The organism is Arthrobacter sp. P1_C12_2, from assembly GCF_056406415.1.
The window spans coordinates 117411-133442 of sequence record NZ_JBFUAF010000020.1 but is presented as its reverse complement, the minus strand read 5'-3'; the positions used below and the strand labels follow the sequence as shown (position 1 = coordinate 133442).

Annotated in this window: 11 protein-coding genes; 2 read left to right on the top strand and 9 right to left on the bottom strand. The window is 67.4% G+C overall.

The annotated features are described in order from the left end of the window. Nucleotides 1–154: 154 nt before the first annotated feature. Nucleotides 155–1216 carry an alpha/beta hydrolase gene (locus AC1DZQ_RS18725; protein ID WP_476964903.1) on the top strand — a complete coding sequence of 354 codons (1062 nt, stop codon included), beginning with the start codon at nucleotides 155–157 and terminating at the stop codon, nucleotides 1214–1216. Nucleotides 1217–1256: 40 nt separating this feature from the next. Here AC1DZQ_RS18725 and AC1DZQ_RS18720 read toward each other — a convergent pair whose 3' ends face one another. From AC1DZQ_RS18720 to AC1DZQ_RS18705, 4 genes are all read right to left on the bottom strand, one after another. Continuing rightward, the gene (locus tag AC1DZQ_RS18720) at nucleotides 1257–3071 is read right to left on the bottom strand and encodes a gamma-glutamyltransferase family protein (RefSeq protein ID WP_476964928.1); all 1815 of its coding nucleotides are present in this window, start codon (nucleotides 3069–3071) and stop codon (nucleotides 1257–1259) included. Between the two features lie 46 nt (nucleotides 3072–3117). Continuing rightward, nucleotides 3118–3246, bottom strand: coding sequence for an MFS transporter small subunit (locus AC1DZQ_RS18715; protein ID WP_476964902.1), 129 nt, complete (start codon nucleotides 3244–3246; stop codon nucleotides 3118–3120). A gap of 1 nt (nucleotide 3247) precedes the next feature. Further along, nucleotides 3248–4642 (bottom strand): OFA family MFS transporter, encoded by a 1395-nt coding sequence (locus tag AC1DZQ_RS18710; RefSeq protein WP_476964901.1) that lies wholly within the window; start codon nucleotides 4640–4642, stop codon nucleotides 3248–3250. A gap of 224 nt (nucleotides 4643–4866) precedes the next feature. Next, entirely contained in the window at nucleotides 4867–7401 is a 2535-nt protein-coding gene (locus tag AC1DZQ_RS18705) for a Tex family protein (RefSeq protein ID WP_476964900.1), read from the bottom strand. A 149-nt stretch (nucleotides 7402–7550) separates the two neighbouring features. Here AC1DZQ_RS18705 and AC1DZQ_RS18700 point away from each other — a divergent pair, with 149 nt between their 5' ends. Then, entirely contained in the window at nucleotides 7551–11177 is a 3627-nt protein-coding gene (locus AC1DZQ_RS18700; RefSeq protein WP_476964899.1) for a TM0106 family RecB-like putative nuclease, read from the top strand. 531 nt (nucleotides 11178–11708) lie between these two features. On the opposite strand, the gene AC1DZQ_RS18695 is transcribed toward AC1DZQ_RS18700, so the two are convergent. The 5 genes from AC1DZQ_RS18695 to AC1DZQ_RS18675 form a co-directional block, all read right to left on the bottom strand. Beyond that, a complete protein-coding gene (locus AC1DZQ_RS18695) occupies nucleotides 11709–12542 on the bottom strand; it encodes a triose-phosphate isomerase family protein (RefSeq protein WP_476964898.1) in 834 nt (277 codons plus the stop codon). A gap of 60 nt (nucleotides 12543–12602) precedes the next feature. Further along, nucleotides 12603–13952, bottom strand: coding sequence for an MFS transporter (locus AC1DZQ_RS18690; RefSeq protein ID WP_476964897.1), 1350 nt, complete (start codon nucleotides 13950–13952; stop codon nucleotides 12603–12605). 148 nt (nucleotides 13953–14100) lie between these two features. Further along, nucleotides 14101–14226: a hypothetical protein gene (locus AC1DZQ_RS18685; protein ID WP_476964896.1), complete on the bottom strand. Its 126-nt coding sequence runs from the start codon at nucleotides 14224–14226 to the stop codon at nucleotides 14101–14103. A gap of 12 nt (nucleotides 14227–14238) precedes the next feature. After that, nucleotides 14239–15006, bottom strand: coding sequence for an SDR family NAD(P)-dependent oxidoreductase (locus tag AC1DZQ_RS18680; protein WP_476964895.1), 768 nt, complete (start codon nucleotides 15004–15006; stop codon nucleotides 14239–14241). A gap of 37 nt (nucleotides 15007–15043) precedes the next feature. Continuing rightward, a complete protein-coding gene (locus tag AC1DZQ_RS18675; RefSeq protein WP_476964894.1) occupies nucleotides 15044–16030 on the bottom strand; it encodes a 3-hydroxyacyl-CoA dehydrogenase family protein in 987 nt (328 codons plus the stop codon). Between the last annotated feature and the right edge of the window lie 2 nt (nucleotides 16031–16032).

Below are 16032 nucleotides of genomic sequence, written 5' to 3'. Positions count from 1 at the left end.
GGCAGGACGCATGCCGGGCGACCATGCGCTACATCGAGGCCTTCTACAGCCGACGCCGGCCCCACACCTCGGAATGAAGGGGGCGCACGTCTGGAGTCAAGTGGCTGTGGCGGTAGAGGTACGGATATCTCTATCATGGAGATATCATCGAGCTGTGAAGGAAGCCCAACCGGTTGGTCCTGAGAACCCCACGGAAGCCTCGCGGGCTGGTGCCCCCGCCCCCACAGGCCCCGGCCCCACATTCTGGAAGTCCTCGATCCTGAACTGGAGCGGTGCCCTCGCGGCGGCCGCCCTGATAGTGGTCCCGCTCTGGATGCTGCTCAGCAACCCGGCCGTCCCCGGCGGCCACCCCGCCCTACCTACTCTCCTGGCGGCCGCCGTAGGGTTGGGGATCTTTTGGACGCTGATCCTGGTCCGACGCTGGTTGTTCGGCCGCAAACAGCAGCGCAGTGGCGATATTTCCATCTGGCAGATGGTCCGCGGGATCGCAGGCATGCTCACGGTCCTCGGTTTCGTGGCGGCGTTGATGTGGCTCAGCCCGTTCCCCCGCCAACCCGACCGCGAAAAGACGGTCCCGGCCAATGGACCCACCGCGACAGCGCCAGCCGGGTCAAGGGCCGTAGAAGACACCACCTCGATCACCCTTGCCCCGGCGGGCACAGCCACCACGGGCCTGGTCTTCTATCCCGGCGCCAGGGTCGACGCGCACGCCTATCAGGACCTGCTGCGGCCACTCGCGGCCGCGGGTCATCTAGTCGTCATCCTGAAAGCACCCCTTGGCGTCTCTCTGCTGGACCCCAACCAGGCCCGCGCAACCATGGACCGGCATCCCGAGATCGTCACCTGGGCCGTCGGCGGTCATTCGCTGGGCGGAGTGAGCGCGTCGGCCTTCGCCGCATCGAACCCTGACGTCGCCGCGCTGCTGCTGTTTGCCTCGTACCCGGCAGCGAACATGGCAGACGCCCATGGCCTTTCGGTGCTCTCCATCTCCGGCTCAAACGATGGCCTGAGCACCCCGGACAAGATCGCGGCGTCGAGGTCCCTGCTCCCGCCGAAGACCACCTACGCAACGGTCGTGGGCGGCGTGCACGCGTTCTTCGGGGACTACGGCGAGCAGCCGGGAGACGGCGAGCCGGGCATCAGCCGCAAGGGGGCGCAGCAGCAGATCGTCGCTGAGTCGCTCCGCTTCATGGACCGGCTACGGACTTCCGGCTAGGAGGCGAGAATTCTTCATCCACCGCTGTGCGCCGCAACCGCTACCGCCCAGCCGCGTACCCCTGCGCACCGCGCGGATTCGCGGCAGCCTGCAGGACCCCGGTCTCAGGATCCCGCACGACGGCGGACAGCCGCCCCAGCGTCCAGTCACCGGCCCGGGTGACAACATGCCCGCGCCGCTCAAGGCCTTCGATGACGTCCTCACCGAGCCGGTCCTCGACGACTGCGCCGCCGGGCTCCCAGGTGCGCGGCCAGAATGATCCTGGCATCGACGTCGTATGGAACGTGGGCGCGTCGATGGCCTGCTGCGGCGAGTAACCGCCCACGATGGTCCGCAGCAGGTACGGCAGCTGCCATTGGTCCTGCTGGTCACCGCCGGGCGAACCCAGCGCGGCCACGGCGTGGCCCTCCCGCAGCACGAGCGTCGGCGTCAATGTGGTGCGCGGGCGTTTGCCGGGCGTCAGCGTGGACGGCGTCCCGGGCTCCAGCCAGGTCATCTGCAGCCGGGTGCCCAGGCAGAAGCCCAGCTCCGGGATCGCCGGGGACGACTGCAGCCAGCCGCCGGACGGAGTGGCCGACACCATGTTGCCCCAGCGGTCCACGACGTCGATATGGCACGTATCGCCGCGGGTCTCCCCCGCGGGTGTCACGGTGGGCTCGCCGACGCCCAGTCCGGCCGCGGAGGCACTGCCCGCGAGCGCCGGCGGCGCGTAATCGATGCGCAGCGGCGGCCAATAGGGTTCCCACCCGGGTACTGTGCCGGGCCGGAAGTCGTGGGACGCCCGTTCCGTAATCAAGGCCCGGCGGCCGGCGCAGTATTCCTCCGACAACAGGTAGGCCAGCGGCACGTCCGTGTCGCCGTAGTACGCTTCCCGGTCCGCGAGCGCGAGCTTCTGCGCCTCCAGGATGGTGTGCGCCCCCAGCTCGGTGGACGGATCAAGGAATCGGTCTTCGAACCCGGACAGGATGGCCAGGGTCTGCAGCAGCGCCGGGCCTTGACCCCAAGGTCCGGTCTTGGCGATCGTGTGACCCCGGAACTCCACGGTGGCGGCCGCCTCATACCCGGCCTCGAACCCCGCCAGATCCGCCAGAGCGAGCACCCCGCGGTGATCCGTGCCCGAGGAATGCCGGTGCGGGGACTGAACCGAATCCACCATGGCGCGGGCCACGAACCCCTCGCGCCACTCGCGCCGCGCCGCTTCAATTCCTGCCTCGCGGGTAGATGCCTTAACTCCGGCCTGCACGAGCCGTTCCAGTGTGCGGGCATAGGCCGGGTTCCACACCAACTCACCTTCGGCAGGGATCCTTCCGCCCGGCATCCATAGCTCAGCAGACGTGGGCCAATGCGTCTGGAACAGGGCGGACACGGCCGCGATGGTGGTACCAACCCGGCCGAGCATCGGGTGGCCGTCCCGGGCGTAGCCGATCGCGAAGTCCAGCACCGCGTCCAGCTCCCACGTTCCGTGGTCGCGCAGCAGCAGGAGCCAGGCGTCGACGGCGGCAGGCACCGCGGCGGCCAGGGCACCTGAGCCCGGAACGAGGTCCAGGCCTTCGGCGAGGTAGTGCTCCACGGTGGCCCCGGCCGGCGCCGGCCCCTGCCCCATCAGGACTATGGGCTGCTCCGGCCGGTCCGCGGTGACGAAGATCCCGGTCATGTCTCCGCCGGGCCCGTTCAGGTGCGGCTCCACCACATGGAGCACGAACGCTCCCGCTACCGCGGCGTCAAAGGCGTTGCCGCCGCGCTCAAGCACCGCCTGGGCAGCCGCCGTCGAAAGCCAGTGCGTAGACGCGCTCATTCCGAAGGTGCCTTGCAGCGTGGGGCGGGTGGTGAACGCCTCGGGCCGTGTGAACGGCATGCGCGCCGCACGCGGCCGGTCACCGAAGAGTTCTGTAACCACGGCGTCAGCCAAACAGGGCCGCCACACGGGTGAGGGTTTCATAGACACCGTAGGCAAGCGGCACGCCCACGAGCGCCCAGGCGATAACCAGTTTCCCGGTGGACGGTGTCACCGGACTCTGCTCAGTACTCATTTCAGCCCTCCAAGGCAGGTTCTTCGGCCCGGACGCGGCCGGGACGCGGTTCGTGGAAGTGCGTCGCCACCGGCGAAACCAGCAGGTTCGCCACGAAGCCGATCACCAGCAGCCCCACCATGGTCAACAAGGCGGGCTGGTAGGACGCGGCATTGAGCGCGCCGGGCTTGCCCTGCGCGTCGAGGAAAGCATTGACGATCAGCGGCCCGGCGACGCCGGCCGCGGACCAGGCCGTCAGGAGGCGGCCGTGGATGGCGCCGACCTGGAAGGTGCCGAAGAGGTCGCGAAGGTAGGCGGGGGCCGTCGCGAACCCGCCGCCGTAGAAGGAGATAATGACGAACGCGAGGGCCACGTAGAGGACGGTGGACGTCGAGCCGGCCAGCGCCAGCACGGTGTAAAGCACGGCGCCGACGCCGAGGAACACCATGTAGATGCGCTTGCGGCCAGTGACATCGGAGGTCGCGGACCAGGCAAAGCGGCCCGACATGTTGCCGATCGAGAGCAGCCCCACGAAGCCGGCGGCCACAGCGGCGCTGGCCAGGGAGGTGCCGTCGGGCTGGCGGAAGAAGTCCTGGATCATCGGAGCGGCCTGTTCAAGGATGCCGATCCCTGCCGTGACATTGCAGAACAAGGCGATCCACACGAGCCAGAACTGTTTGGTCTTGACCGCGTTCCTGGCAGAGACGTTCTCCGTGGTGACCAGCGAGGCGGCCTTTACCTTGGTCGGGTCGAAGCCTGCCGGCTTCCACCCTTCGGCCGGGACTTTGATGGTGAAGGCGCCGAACATCATGTAGGCCAGATAGACGACGGCGAGGGTCAGGAAGAGCTTGCCCACCGACTCACCACTGGCCACCCAGCCCTTGGCCCCGGAGTTGGGATCGTACATTTTGAGCAGGGCAGTGGAGACCGGGCTGGCGATCAGGGCGCCGCCGCCGAACCCCATGATCGCCATGCCCGTGGCCAGCCCGGGCCGGTCCGGGAACCATTTGATCAGGGTGGAGACCGGGGAGATGTAGCCGATCCCCAGGCCGATGCCGCCGACGACGCCGTAGCCGAGGTAGACGAGCCAGAGCTGGTGGCTGAAGATGCCCAGCGAACCGATCAGGAAGCCGCTGGCCCAGAACACGGCGGAGGTGAACATCGCCTTGCGGGGCCCGTTCTTGTCCACCCAGGTGCCCATGATGGCGGCCGAGAGGCCCAGCATCACGATCGCGATGGAGAAGATCACGCCGACCTCGGTCAGGCTCGCGCCGAAGTGCTTCACCAGCGCCGTCTTGTAGACGCTTGTCGCGTACGCCTGCCCGATGCACAGATGCACCGCAAGGGCCGCCGGGGGTACGAGCCACCGGTTAAATCCCGGCGGGGCGATGGTTCGTTCGCGGTCCAGCCAGCCCATAGGTACTCCCCCTGCTCGTCAACGACATCGGTGTCCAGCACATTGCGGCGACGGCCCCCTGCCAGGGCCTCTGACCGAGCGTCCGGCAGAGCTTCCGACAGAGGGCCGTTGCCTCCGGCAATCATGGTCCAAATCGTCAGCAAACGTACTAGTTGTGCGCCAAGCGGTAGGGAATCCGCGACGAACGGTAGGCGCGCGACGTCCACGAGAGGCGCTGCGGTGCGCTACTTGCCCAGGCCGGCCTTCCGGAGCGCCTCGGCCATCGCCGTGTTGACCGGCGACGGCGTGGGCGTCGCCTTCTGCGGTTGCCTGGCCGGCGTCCGCCGGTCGGGCGCGGGTTTCCCGGACGGCTGCTTCCCGGAAGGCTGCTTCGATGGCGCCTGCGACTCCGGCTGCCGCGCTGTCTGCCGCTGTCGTTCCGCCCGCGAGTCCCCACGATCGCCAGCCGCACGGCCGCCCGCCGCGCGACCGCCGGCCGCACGATCAGCGGAAGCTGCCGGTTCGTCGTCGAGCCTCAATGTCAGGGAGATGCGCTTCCGCTCCGGATCCGCTTCCAGCACCTTGACCCGGACCACCTGCCCGGACTTCACCACCTCGCGGGGATCGGAGACGAAACGGTTGGCCAGGGCCGACACGTGCACCAGCCCGTCCTGGTGCACGCCGACGTCGACGAACGCGCCGAACGCCGCCACGTTGGTCACCGTTCCCTCCAACACCATGCCGGGCCTCAGGTCCGAAATCTTCTCGATGCCTTCAGAGAACGCGGCCGCCGCGAAGGCCGGGCGCGGGTCACGGCCGGGCTTTTCGAGTTCGGCGATGATGTCCTGCACGGTGGGCAGGCCGAAGGAGCCGTCCACGAAGTCCTGCGGATTCAGCGCCGCGTAGCTTCCCGCGGCCGGCGCCTTCCCGGCGGCCGCCTTGATTTTCCGGGCCACCGGGTACGCCTCCGGGTGCACGCTGGAGGCATCGAGCGGCTCCGATCCCCCGGTGATCCGCAGGAAGCCGGCGCACTGCTCAAACGCCTTGGCGCCCAGCCGCGGGACCTTCTTCAGTTCACTGCGCTTGTTGAAGGGGCCGTGCTCGTTCCGGTACGCCACGATGTTCTCGCTCAGCAGCGGCCCGACGCCGGCCACCCGGCTCAGCAGGGCGGGCGACGCGGTGTTGACGTCCACGCCCACCGCGTTCACGCAGTCCTCGACCACGGCGTCCAGGCTGCGGTCCAGCTTCGCGGCCGTGACGTCGTGCTGGTACTGCCCGACGCCGATCGACTTCGGCTCGATCTTCACCAGCTCCGCGAGCGGGTCCTGCAGCCGCCGGGCGATCGAGACGGCGCCGCGCAAGGACACATCCATGCCGGGCAGTTCGGCCGCGGCGAGCGCCGAGGCCGAATACACCGACGCTCCGGCCTCGGACACCACGATTTTCTGCGGTTTGTCTTCCGACCCGGACGCGAGCTGTTTCAGCAGTTCGGCGGCGAGTTTGTCCGTCTCCCGTGACGCGGTGCCGTTGCCGATCGCGACGAGTTCCACGCCGTGCTTCTTCGCCAGGCCCACGAGAGTCCGCAACGCCTCGTCCCATTTCCGGGCCGGGGCGTGCGGGTAGATGGTGTCAGTCGCAACCACCTTGCCGGTGCCGTCGACCACGGCGACCTTGACGCCGGTGCGCAGTCCCGGGTCCAGGCCCAGGGTGGCGCGGTTTCCGGCCGGTGCGGCCAGCAGTACATCGCGCAGGTTCGCGGCGAACACGCGCACGGCCTCGTCCTCGGCGGCGGCGAACATGCGGCTCCGCAGATCTGCCGTCAGCCGGGCCAGCACGCGTGAGCGCCACGCCAGCTGAGCGGTCTGCAGCAGCCAGGCGTCGGCGGGCCGGCCGCGGTCGGCGACGCCGAGGAACCTGGCCACAGCGGCTTCGTACCGGCCGCGTGCGGCGGTGAGGGCGGCGTCGTCGTTCGGGTCAGCCTCGGCGAGGTCCAGCTCCAGCGCCCCGTCCTTTTCGCCGCGCAACAGCGCCAGGACGCGGTGCGAGGGCATTCCGGCCGGCTGCTGGGCGAACTCGAAGTAGTCCTTGAACTTCTGGCCTTCGGCCTCCTTGCCCTTCTTCACGCGGGACACCATCCGGCCCTGGGTCCACAGCCGCTCCCGGAGCGTGGCGGCCAGGTCGGCGTCCTGCGCGACGCGTTCCACCAGGATGGAGCGGGCACCGGCGAGCGCCGTAGCGGCGTCCCCGATCGCGTGTTCGGCGTTGAGGTACTTGGCCCCTTCGCGTTCCGGGTCCAGTTCGGGGCGCTTGAGCAGAGTGTCGGCGAGCGGCTCGAGCCCGGCTTCGCGGGCGATCTGTGCCTTGGTGCGCCGCTTGGTTTTGAACGGGAGGTAGATGTCCTCCAGCCGCGATTTCGTGTCGGCGCCGACGACGGCGGCCTGCAGTTCGGGGGTCAGCGCACCCTGGGCGGCGATCGCTTCGAGGATGCTCCGGCGGCGGTCCTCGAGCTCGCGCAGGTAGCGCAGCCGCTCTTCCAGCTCGCGGAGCTGGGTATCGTCCAGCGTTCCGGTCGCTTCCTTGCGGTAGCGGGCGATGAACGGCACGGTGGACCCGGCGTCGAGCAGGTCCACGGCGGCCTTGACCTGCCAGGCCTGGACGCCGAGCTCGCCGGCGATCTGGGCGGCGATGCCGGACTCCTGGGTGTGTGGAGTGCCGGTCTTTGGGGAGGGGCCGGAGGCTGACGGGGAAGGGCGCTGCGGGAGTTGGGTCACCCAAACCATTTTGCCTTACGCCGCGAACGAGGGGGCGGTCCGAAAATGTCGGGCTGGATTGTCGGTGGCCTTTGGTAGCTTGGCACTAGGACCATCAACGGCAGCGGATCTCGTTTTTGAGCGGATCTAGTCACGCGGAGCCAACCAACGGGGGCACAGTGTTTTTTCTTGAACCGGCAGTAGCCGGTACGGCGCAGGACCTGGTCTTCTCCGCGAGCGACCTCGTCACGGCCGCCAGTTGCGAGTACCAGCTGCTCCGGAAGCTCGACGAAAAGCTGGGCCGCTCCCCCAAAGCTTCCTTCGAAGACGATGAGATGCTCAAGCACGCAGCAGTGTTGGGTGACCTCCACGAGCACCGGGTGCTGGACTCCTTCGTCGACGAGTTTGGCGTGTGGGATCCGGCCACGGGCCGCGGCGTCTATGACGTCGTCCCGGCTGAGGCCATGGACCGCGCCACCCTTGCGGCGAAGCATCGGGAATCCATCGGCGCCCTGCGCTCCGGCGCCGATGTTGTCTTCCAGGCGGCTTTCTTCGACGGCCAGTTCCATGGCCGCTCCGATTTCCTGGTCCGGCAGGCCGACGGCAGCTACGCCGTGTTCGACACCAAGCTCGCCCGCCACGCGAAGGTCACAGCCCTGCTCCAGCTCGCCGCCTACGGCGACCAGTTGCTGAAGGCCGGGATTGCGCCGGACCCGGCTGTGACCCTGGTCCTTGGGGCCACTGTCCCCTTGCCCGGTGGAGGCTTCGACTACGTCCGCAGCCACCACAAACTGTCGGAGATCCTGCCGGTCTTCCGCGAGCGGCGGGACCGCTTCCTGGCTTTGACCTCCTCGCATCTGGCACAGCCCGGCGCAGTGCAGTGGGGTGCTGCCGGAATCACCGCGTGCGGCCGCTGCGACTACTGCCAGGAAATGGTCACGGCCACCGACGACCTCCTCCTGGTGGCGCGGATGAATTCGGCACAGCGCAAGAAGCTCCGTGCTGACGGCATTCGCACGGTCACGGAGCTCGCGGAAGCCACTTTGGTCAGCCCCTCCGCCTCGCTGCTGCGCCTGCAGGCCCAGGCCAGGATGCAGAGCGGGATCGGCGGAGACGACGGCGGCGTCCGGTACGTCAAGGACGGCCAAGAGCACAGCATCCGCTTTGGGGTCATTCCGGAAAACACACTGGCCGAACTTCCCCCGCCCAGCGACGGCGACATTTTCTTCGATTTCGAGGGCGATCCATTGTGGCAGGAAAAGGCCACCGGAGTCTGGGGACTGGAGTACTTGTTCGGCGTCATCGAAGCACCGACGGGACCCGGCGTCCCCGGGGTCTTCCGTCCTTTCTGGGCGCATAGCCGGGAGGCGGAAAAACAGGCCTTCCTCGATTTCCTCGACTACGTGGAGAAACGGCGGCGGGACTACCCGGACATGCACGTCTACCACTACGCCGCCTATGAGAAGACGGCGCTGCGGAAACTCTCCGTCATGCACGTGGCCGGCGAAGACACCGTGGACGGCTGGCTGCGCGACGGGCTCTTGGTGGATTTGTACCAGACCGTCCGGAACAGCATTCGGATCTCGGAGAATTCCTACAGCATCAAGAAACTTGAGCCGCTCTATATGGGCACGAATCTGCGCTCCGGGGATGTGAAGGACGCCGGCGCCTCGGTGGTTGCCTACGCCCACTACTGCGACGCCCGTGACAATGAGCGGCCCGATGAAGCGGCCACAATCCTCGCCGGGATTTCCGACTACAACGAATACGATTGCCTCTCCACGCTGGAGCTCCGGAACTGGCTCCTGGGCCTGGCGCAGGTGCGCGGGATCATGCCGGGAGGCGGCGGCGCGTCCCCGGCCGCGTTCGAGGCCGTAGACGTCAGCGCGGGCTCCGGGCCGGCTTCCGCTGCACTGGAACCGCTCGAACTGGACCCGCTGGAAGTGGCGCTGGCCGAACTGGCGGGTCCCGGCGTCGGACTGTCCGAGGACGACCGGAAGGCGGTCTCGATGCTGGCGGCGGCGGTCAGCTATCACCGGCGGGAGCGCAAGGCGTTCTGGTGGGCGCATTTTGACCGTTGCGAGAATGGCCCCGACACCCATCACCAGCAGGACCGCAACGTCTTTCTCGTCGAGGACGCCGAGGTTCTTGAGGACTGGTGGAAAGATGGCGCCAAGCTGCCCGAACGCCGGGTGAAACTGATCGGCACCGTAAGCCCCGGCTCGGACCTGCGTGAGGGCAGCACGTGGTTCCGCATGTATGAGCCGCCGCTTCCGGCAGGGCTCGAGGGCACAGGTATCAACGGGACCGGGCGCAACGGCTGGTTCGGCACCGAGGTTCTGGAGCTGGGCCACGAGGACGGCAAGGACACCGTCATCATCCGGGACAAGCTCCGCAAAACCATTGACCCCTACAACCAGGTCCCCGTCGCGCTGACCGAAGACCAGCCCATCCAGACCAAGAGCCTCGAGGAGGCGCTGGCGGCCCTGGCCGCCCACGTCACCTCGGCATTGCAGGCCAGGCCGTCCGCGTTCCCGCATCATCCGGCCCTGGATCTGGTCCGGCGGGTTCCGCCGCGGCTAGCCTCCGGCGCACCGCTGCCCGCGCCCGGCGACGGACCGGACCGCTACATCGACGCCATCACCGAGGCCGTCGCGGCTCTGGATCACTCCTATGTGGCGGTCCAGGGTCCTCCCGGGACCGGCAAAACGCATGTGGGCTCACACGTGATCGCCCGGCTCGTGGCCCGCGGCTGGAAAATCGGGGTCGTCGGCCAATCCCATGCGGTGGTGGAGAACCTGCTGAAGACGGCAGTAACCAAGGCCGGCGTCGATCCCTCCGTGGTCGCCAAAGACGTGAAACACGCGGAGCCCCTCCCCTGGGAGCAGCGTTCGGCGCAGGATGTGGCGCGCCTGCTGAGCTCGCCCGGCGGGGCGCTGGTCGGCGGTACGGCGTGGACCATGACGGGAGCAAATGTCCCGGCCGGGTCGCTGGATCTGCTGGTGATCGACGAGGCTGGACAGTTCTCCTTGGCTAACACCCTGGCCGTGGCCCAGGCCAGCAGCCGGCTGCTCTTGCTCGGTGATCCCCAGCAACTTCCCCAGGTGAGCCAGGGCGCACACCCCGAACCCGTGGACGAGTCAGCGCTGGGCTGGATTTCCGCAGGCCACGCCACGCTGCCGGCGGAATTTGGCTACTTCCTGGCCGACTCGTGGCGGATGACCTCGGAGCTTTGCCTGGCCGTCTCCGACCTCTCCTATGAGGGCAAGCTGCGCTCCGCTCCGGCTGCTGACCTCCGGCGGCTCGATGGAGTTCCTGCCGGAATCGAAACCGTCATGGTGGAGCACGGCGGCAACATCACATCCTCGGCGGAGGAGGCCGCAGAAGTGGCCCGCCAGGTGAAACGGCATCTGGGGCTCAGCTGGCATTCGGAGGAGGGCACCCGCCCGCTCGACGTCGCCGACGTCCTGGTGGTGGCGGCCTACAACGCCCAAGTCAACGTGATCCGCGACGCCCTGGACGCCGCAGATCTCTCCGGCGTACGCGTAGGGACTGTGGACAAGTTCCAGGGCCAGGAAGCGGCCGTGGTGATTGTGTCCATGGCGTGTTCGGCGGTGGCCGAGGCTCCGCGGGGCATGGAGTTCCTGCTCTCGCGGAACCGGATCAATGTGGCGGTATCCCGCGGGCAGTGGCGGGCCGTGATCGTCCGCGCGCCCGAACTGACTAACTACCTGCCCACACATCCGGAGGGCATGGAACAGCTGGGCGGCTTCATCGGCCTGTGCCAGCGGTCTGTGGCTTCCTGAGCTTCGCCCGCCCACCCGCGGGACATGTCCATTCTTAGACCCCCGCACGGGCACAATGGCATCCTGCCCACTCTTCACGGACAAGGCTGGACATGTCCCACGGTGCCTCCTGAGCTTCGGCCGCCGGCCCGCGGGACATGCCCATTCTTAGACCCCCTCAGCGGGCACCATGGCATCCTGCCCACTCTTCACGGCCAAGGCTGGACATGCCCCATGGAGCTTCCTGAGCCTCGTCTGCCCGCCCGCGGGACATGCCCATTCTTAGACGCCCGCAGCGGGCACATGGGTGTCCTGCGCAATGTTGATGTCCAAGGCTGGACATGTCCCACGGTGCCTCCTGAGCTTCGGCCGCCGGCCCGCGGGACATGCCCATTCTTAGACCCCCGCACCGGGCACAATGGCATCCTGCCCACTCTTCATGACCAAGGCTGGACATGTCCCACGGTGCCTCCTGAGCTTCGTCTGCCCAGCCCGCGGGACATGCCCATTCTTAGACTCCCGCACCGGGCACAATGGCATCCTGCGCAATGTTCATAACCAAGGCTGGACATGTCCCACGGTGGCGGAGTCCGGCGCGGGCAATCCTTCGGCCAGCAGGAGTGCCTCATCCAGCACCGCGCCGAAGTTCGCGGGGTCGTGCGCGAACCGGCCCAGGAACAGGCCGGAGACGCCCTCAATGGTTGGCAGCAGTCCGGGCTTGGCCGACCCCCCGTAGATGACTGGCAAACCTGGCACGCCAGCGGCGGTGAGCTGCGCCCGGAGCCGCTGGACGACGTCGGACACGTACGCGGCGGCGGCGGGCTCTGCCGCGCCGATGGCCCAGACCGGTTCATAAGCGATCAACAAACGGCCGGCTAGGTCCCAGTCGCCGTCGACGGCCGACTCGATTTGGCGGTACACAAATTCCGCCGCGGCCGCCGGCTCCCCGCGCCCAGTCTCCCCCACACACAGCAGCGGCGTGAGCCCGGCGTCGTCCGCGGCCCGGACCTTGAGGGCCACCATGGCATCGTCTTCGTTGAAGTGCTTCCGGCGTTCGGCATGGCCGATCTCCACGAGCCGGACGCCGAGTTCCGCGAGCATGGACGGGGCCACTTCCCCGGTCCAGGGCCCGTCAGCCCAGCCGCAGTTCTGCGCGCCGAGCAGCAGTGGCGAACCCGCCAGCAGCCGGGCCGCCGCGGGCAGGACGGGGAATGATGGAATGACGAACGGGACAACCCGCCCGGCCGCGAGGGCCGGACGGGTGTCCACTTCGTGCCGCAGCCGCTCCAGCCAGTCCAGGCTGTCCCGGTAGCCGAGGTACATCTTGGTGCTGACCCCCACCAGGATGTGGTTGCTGGGGGTCTGGCTGCCGGTGCTTTGCTGCATTTCTTGGTGCTTTCTGCTGGATCCAGTTGATGGGCGCTGGAAGGCGAGGGCTGGGAGGCCTTACTGCTCCAGCAGCTCGTCGGCCTTGTTCTTGAAGCGGCGGGTCGCGAACATCATGGCCGCTGCCAGGAACGGGAGCACACCCAAGGCGTAGACGCCCATGGTCCCGGTGTCCGAGGCGGTGATCTGGTTGACCGAGGTCCGCAGGATCGGGGCGACGAAGCCGCCGAGGTTTCCGAGCGAGTTGATCAGGCCGATCCCCGCGGCCGCGGCCGTTCCGGTGAGGAACGCCGTCGGGTAGGACCACGCGATGGGGCCGATGGAGAGGAAGGAGCACACGGCGAGGGTGATGAAGATGATGCCGAGTGCCGGAATGTGGTTGGCGCCGGCCCACGCGGAGCCGAAGATGCAGAGTCCGGTGGAGATGAACAGCCCGGTGCCCCAGACCCGGCGGCGGATCACGGTGTTCGCGGCCTTGCCGATGAAGTAGCAGGCGAAGATGCCGAAGAACCACGGGATGGCTGCCATCAGGCCGACGGCGATGCCCACCTTCTGGCCGGTCAGCTGCGCCACCTGCTGCGGGAGGTAGAAGGTGACGCCATAGACGGCGACCTGCAGGCAGAAGTAGATGACGGTGAAGTACCAGACCCTACCGTTCTTCATGGCGGCCAGGACGCCGTGCGGCCCGGACTCTTCCTTGACGGTGTCCTCCAGCGCCATGACGTCCAGGAGCGCGCGCTTCTCGTCCTTGTCAAGGAACTTCGCGTCCTGCGGGCTGTTGATAAGGAAGAAGTACGCGGCGATACCGGCGATGACCGCCAGCATGCCTTCGACGAAGAACATGACCTGCCAGCCCTGGACTCCGGGCACCTGGTCGCCGATGTTGATCAGCCAGCCGGACAGCGGGGCGCCCAGCATCTGGGAGAACGGCTGGGCCAGGTAGAAGATGGCGAACATCTTGACGCGGACCTTGTTGGGGAACCACGCGGCCAGGAACATGATGACGCCCGGGAACAGCCCGGCCTCGGTGACACCCAGCAGGAACCGCAGGATGATGAAGGACGTCTCGCCCTGGACGAACGCGAAGCAGGCGGACACGATGCCCCACGTAATGGCGATGCGGGCCAGCCACACCTTCGCCCCGAACTTGGTCAGGAGCAGGTTGCTCGGGATTTCGAACAGCGCGTAGCCGATGAAGAAGATGCCGGCGCCCAGGGCGTAAGCCCCGGCGGTGATGCCCTTGTCCACGCCCAGGGCGGCTTCGGCAAAGCCCACGTTGGTGCGGTCCAGGAAGGCGACCACATACAGGATGACCAGCATGGGCATGAGCCGGCGGGAGGCCTTGGAGATGGCCGATTTAAGGACCGGTGTCTCCAGTAGGTCCCGGGTGGACGTAGTTATTACGGACATCAATAAACTCCTCGTCGAGCAATTAGTGGTGTACCTCAGTGGTGTGAATCAGTGCAGTGAATCAGTTGCGTGGAGAGCAGCCGGATCAAGCCCGACCGGATCAGGTAGGCCTGATCCGGTCGGGCTTGATCCGATCGGGATAAACTTTCTAGCGCGAAAAAACCATCATCAGAACGCCGGCCAGGCAGGCCAGGATCCCGACGGCGAGGTAGATCTTCCGTCCCTTGCTCCAGGCTGCGAATCCGGAAGCGGGGGTTTGGCTGTGTTGTGCCACGGTGCTTCCTCCTTAGTGCATGTAGAGTCCGCCATCCACATTCAGCGTCTGGCCGGAGATGTAGCCGGCGTCCTCGCTGATGAGGAAGGCGATCGCTGCTGCGATGTCCCGGGTGGAGCCAACGCGGTTGACCACGAGGTCTTTGGTGAGTTCGTCCTTGCGTTCATCGCTAAGGGTGCCGCCCATGATGTCAGTGTCGATGGGGCCCGGGGAGATGGCGTTGACCGTGATGTCGTATTCGCCCAGTTCGCGAGCCGTGGCCCGGGTCAGGCCGATCACGCCGGCCTTCGCCACCGAGTACGGCGTCTTGGAGAACGTGCCGCCGCCACGCTGCGCGGAGACGGAGGAGATGTTCACGATGCGCCCGATCCTGTTCTTCACCATGGATTCTGCGACGCGGCGGGTGGCGTAGTGGACGCCGTTGAGGTTGATGTTCAGCACCCGGTCCCATTCGGCGGCGTCGAGTTCCAGGTAGGGAACCGGTGAGCTGACGCCTGCCACGTTGGCGAGAGCGACGATCTGCGGCAGCTCCGCCTCAATGGCATCGATCGCCGCGCGAACCGAGCCTTCGTCGGAAACGTTGGCGCCGGCGCCGAAGGCCTGGACGCCGTGCTCGGCGGCCAGTTCCTTGGCCGCCGCCTTGCAGAGTGCGTCATCAAGGTCGATGATGCCGATGCTCCAGCCCTGGGCCGCCAGGTAGCTGGCGGTGGCGCGGCCAATGCCGCGCTCGGACACTGCGCCCGTGATGATGGCGGTGCGTTCGGCGGGGAAAATACTCATGCGTGATGCTCCTGAAGTGAAGGTGGGAGGTGCGGGCTCAGTTGATGGGGGCGGGGCCGAGCTCGTCGATGAGCTTCTGCATGGCCACGTACGCCTTGTTCCGGTACGCGATCAGTTCCGGCGTGCGCTCCGCCGGGACGTTGAGGAAACCCGCGCCGGTCTTGGTGCCCAGCTTTCCGGCCTCGACGAGTTCGGTGAGGATCTTCGGGGTGGCGAACCGTTCCGGGAACTCGGTCTGCAGTGACTTGTAGCAGAAGTTGTAGACGTCCAGTCCGGCCATGTCGGCAATTGCGAAGGGCCCGAAGAACGGCAGCCGGAAGCCGAAGGTGGTGCGGACCAGGGTGTCGACGTCCTCCGCGGTCGCGATCTCCTGCTCCACCAGCTGGGCGGCCTCGTGGAAGAGCGCGTACTGCAGCCGGTTGAGCACGAAGCCGGTGACGTCCTTGACGACGGCGGTCTGCTTGTTGGCCGCGTGCACGAGGTCGCGGACGGCGCCGACCGTGGCCGCCGAAGTGCCGGCGTGAGGGATGATTTCCACGCCCGGGATGAAGGGCGACGGGTTGGAGAAGTGCACGCCCAGGAAGCGTCCCGGGTTGGTCACCGGCTCGGACAGGTCAGCGATGGAGATCGTGGACGTGTTGGAGCCGATGATGGCGTCCGGGCGGGCGGCCGCGCTGATGCGGGCGAGGGTCTGGTGCTTGATCTCGATGACCTCGGGGACGGCTTCTTCGATGAAGTCCGCGTCCGCCACGGCTTCCTCGATGTCCCTGGCGGCCCAGAGGTTTTCCTTCAGGATGGCGGTGGAGCCTGCCGGGAAGAGCCCCGCTGCAACGAATTCGTCGGATTCGGCCAAGAGCCGCTCGTAGTTCTTCTGGGCCACTTCGGCGGACACGTCCGCGAGTGCAACCCGGGCGCCGCCGAGCGCCAGGACCTGGGCGATGCCGCCGCCCATGTAGCCGGAGCCGACGACGGCGATCTTGCGGGCGGCGTTGATGGCCGCTGCGGTTGCTGTTGATTCGGTCATGT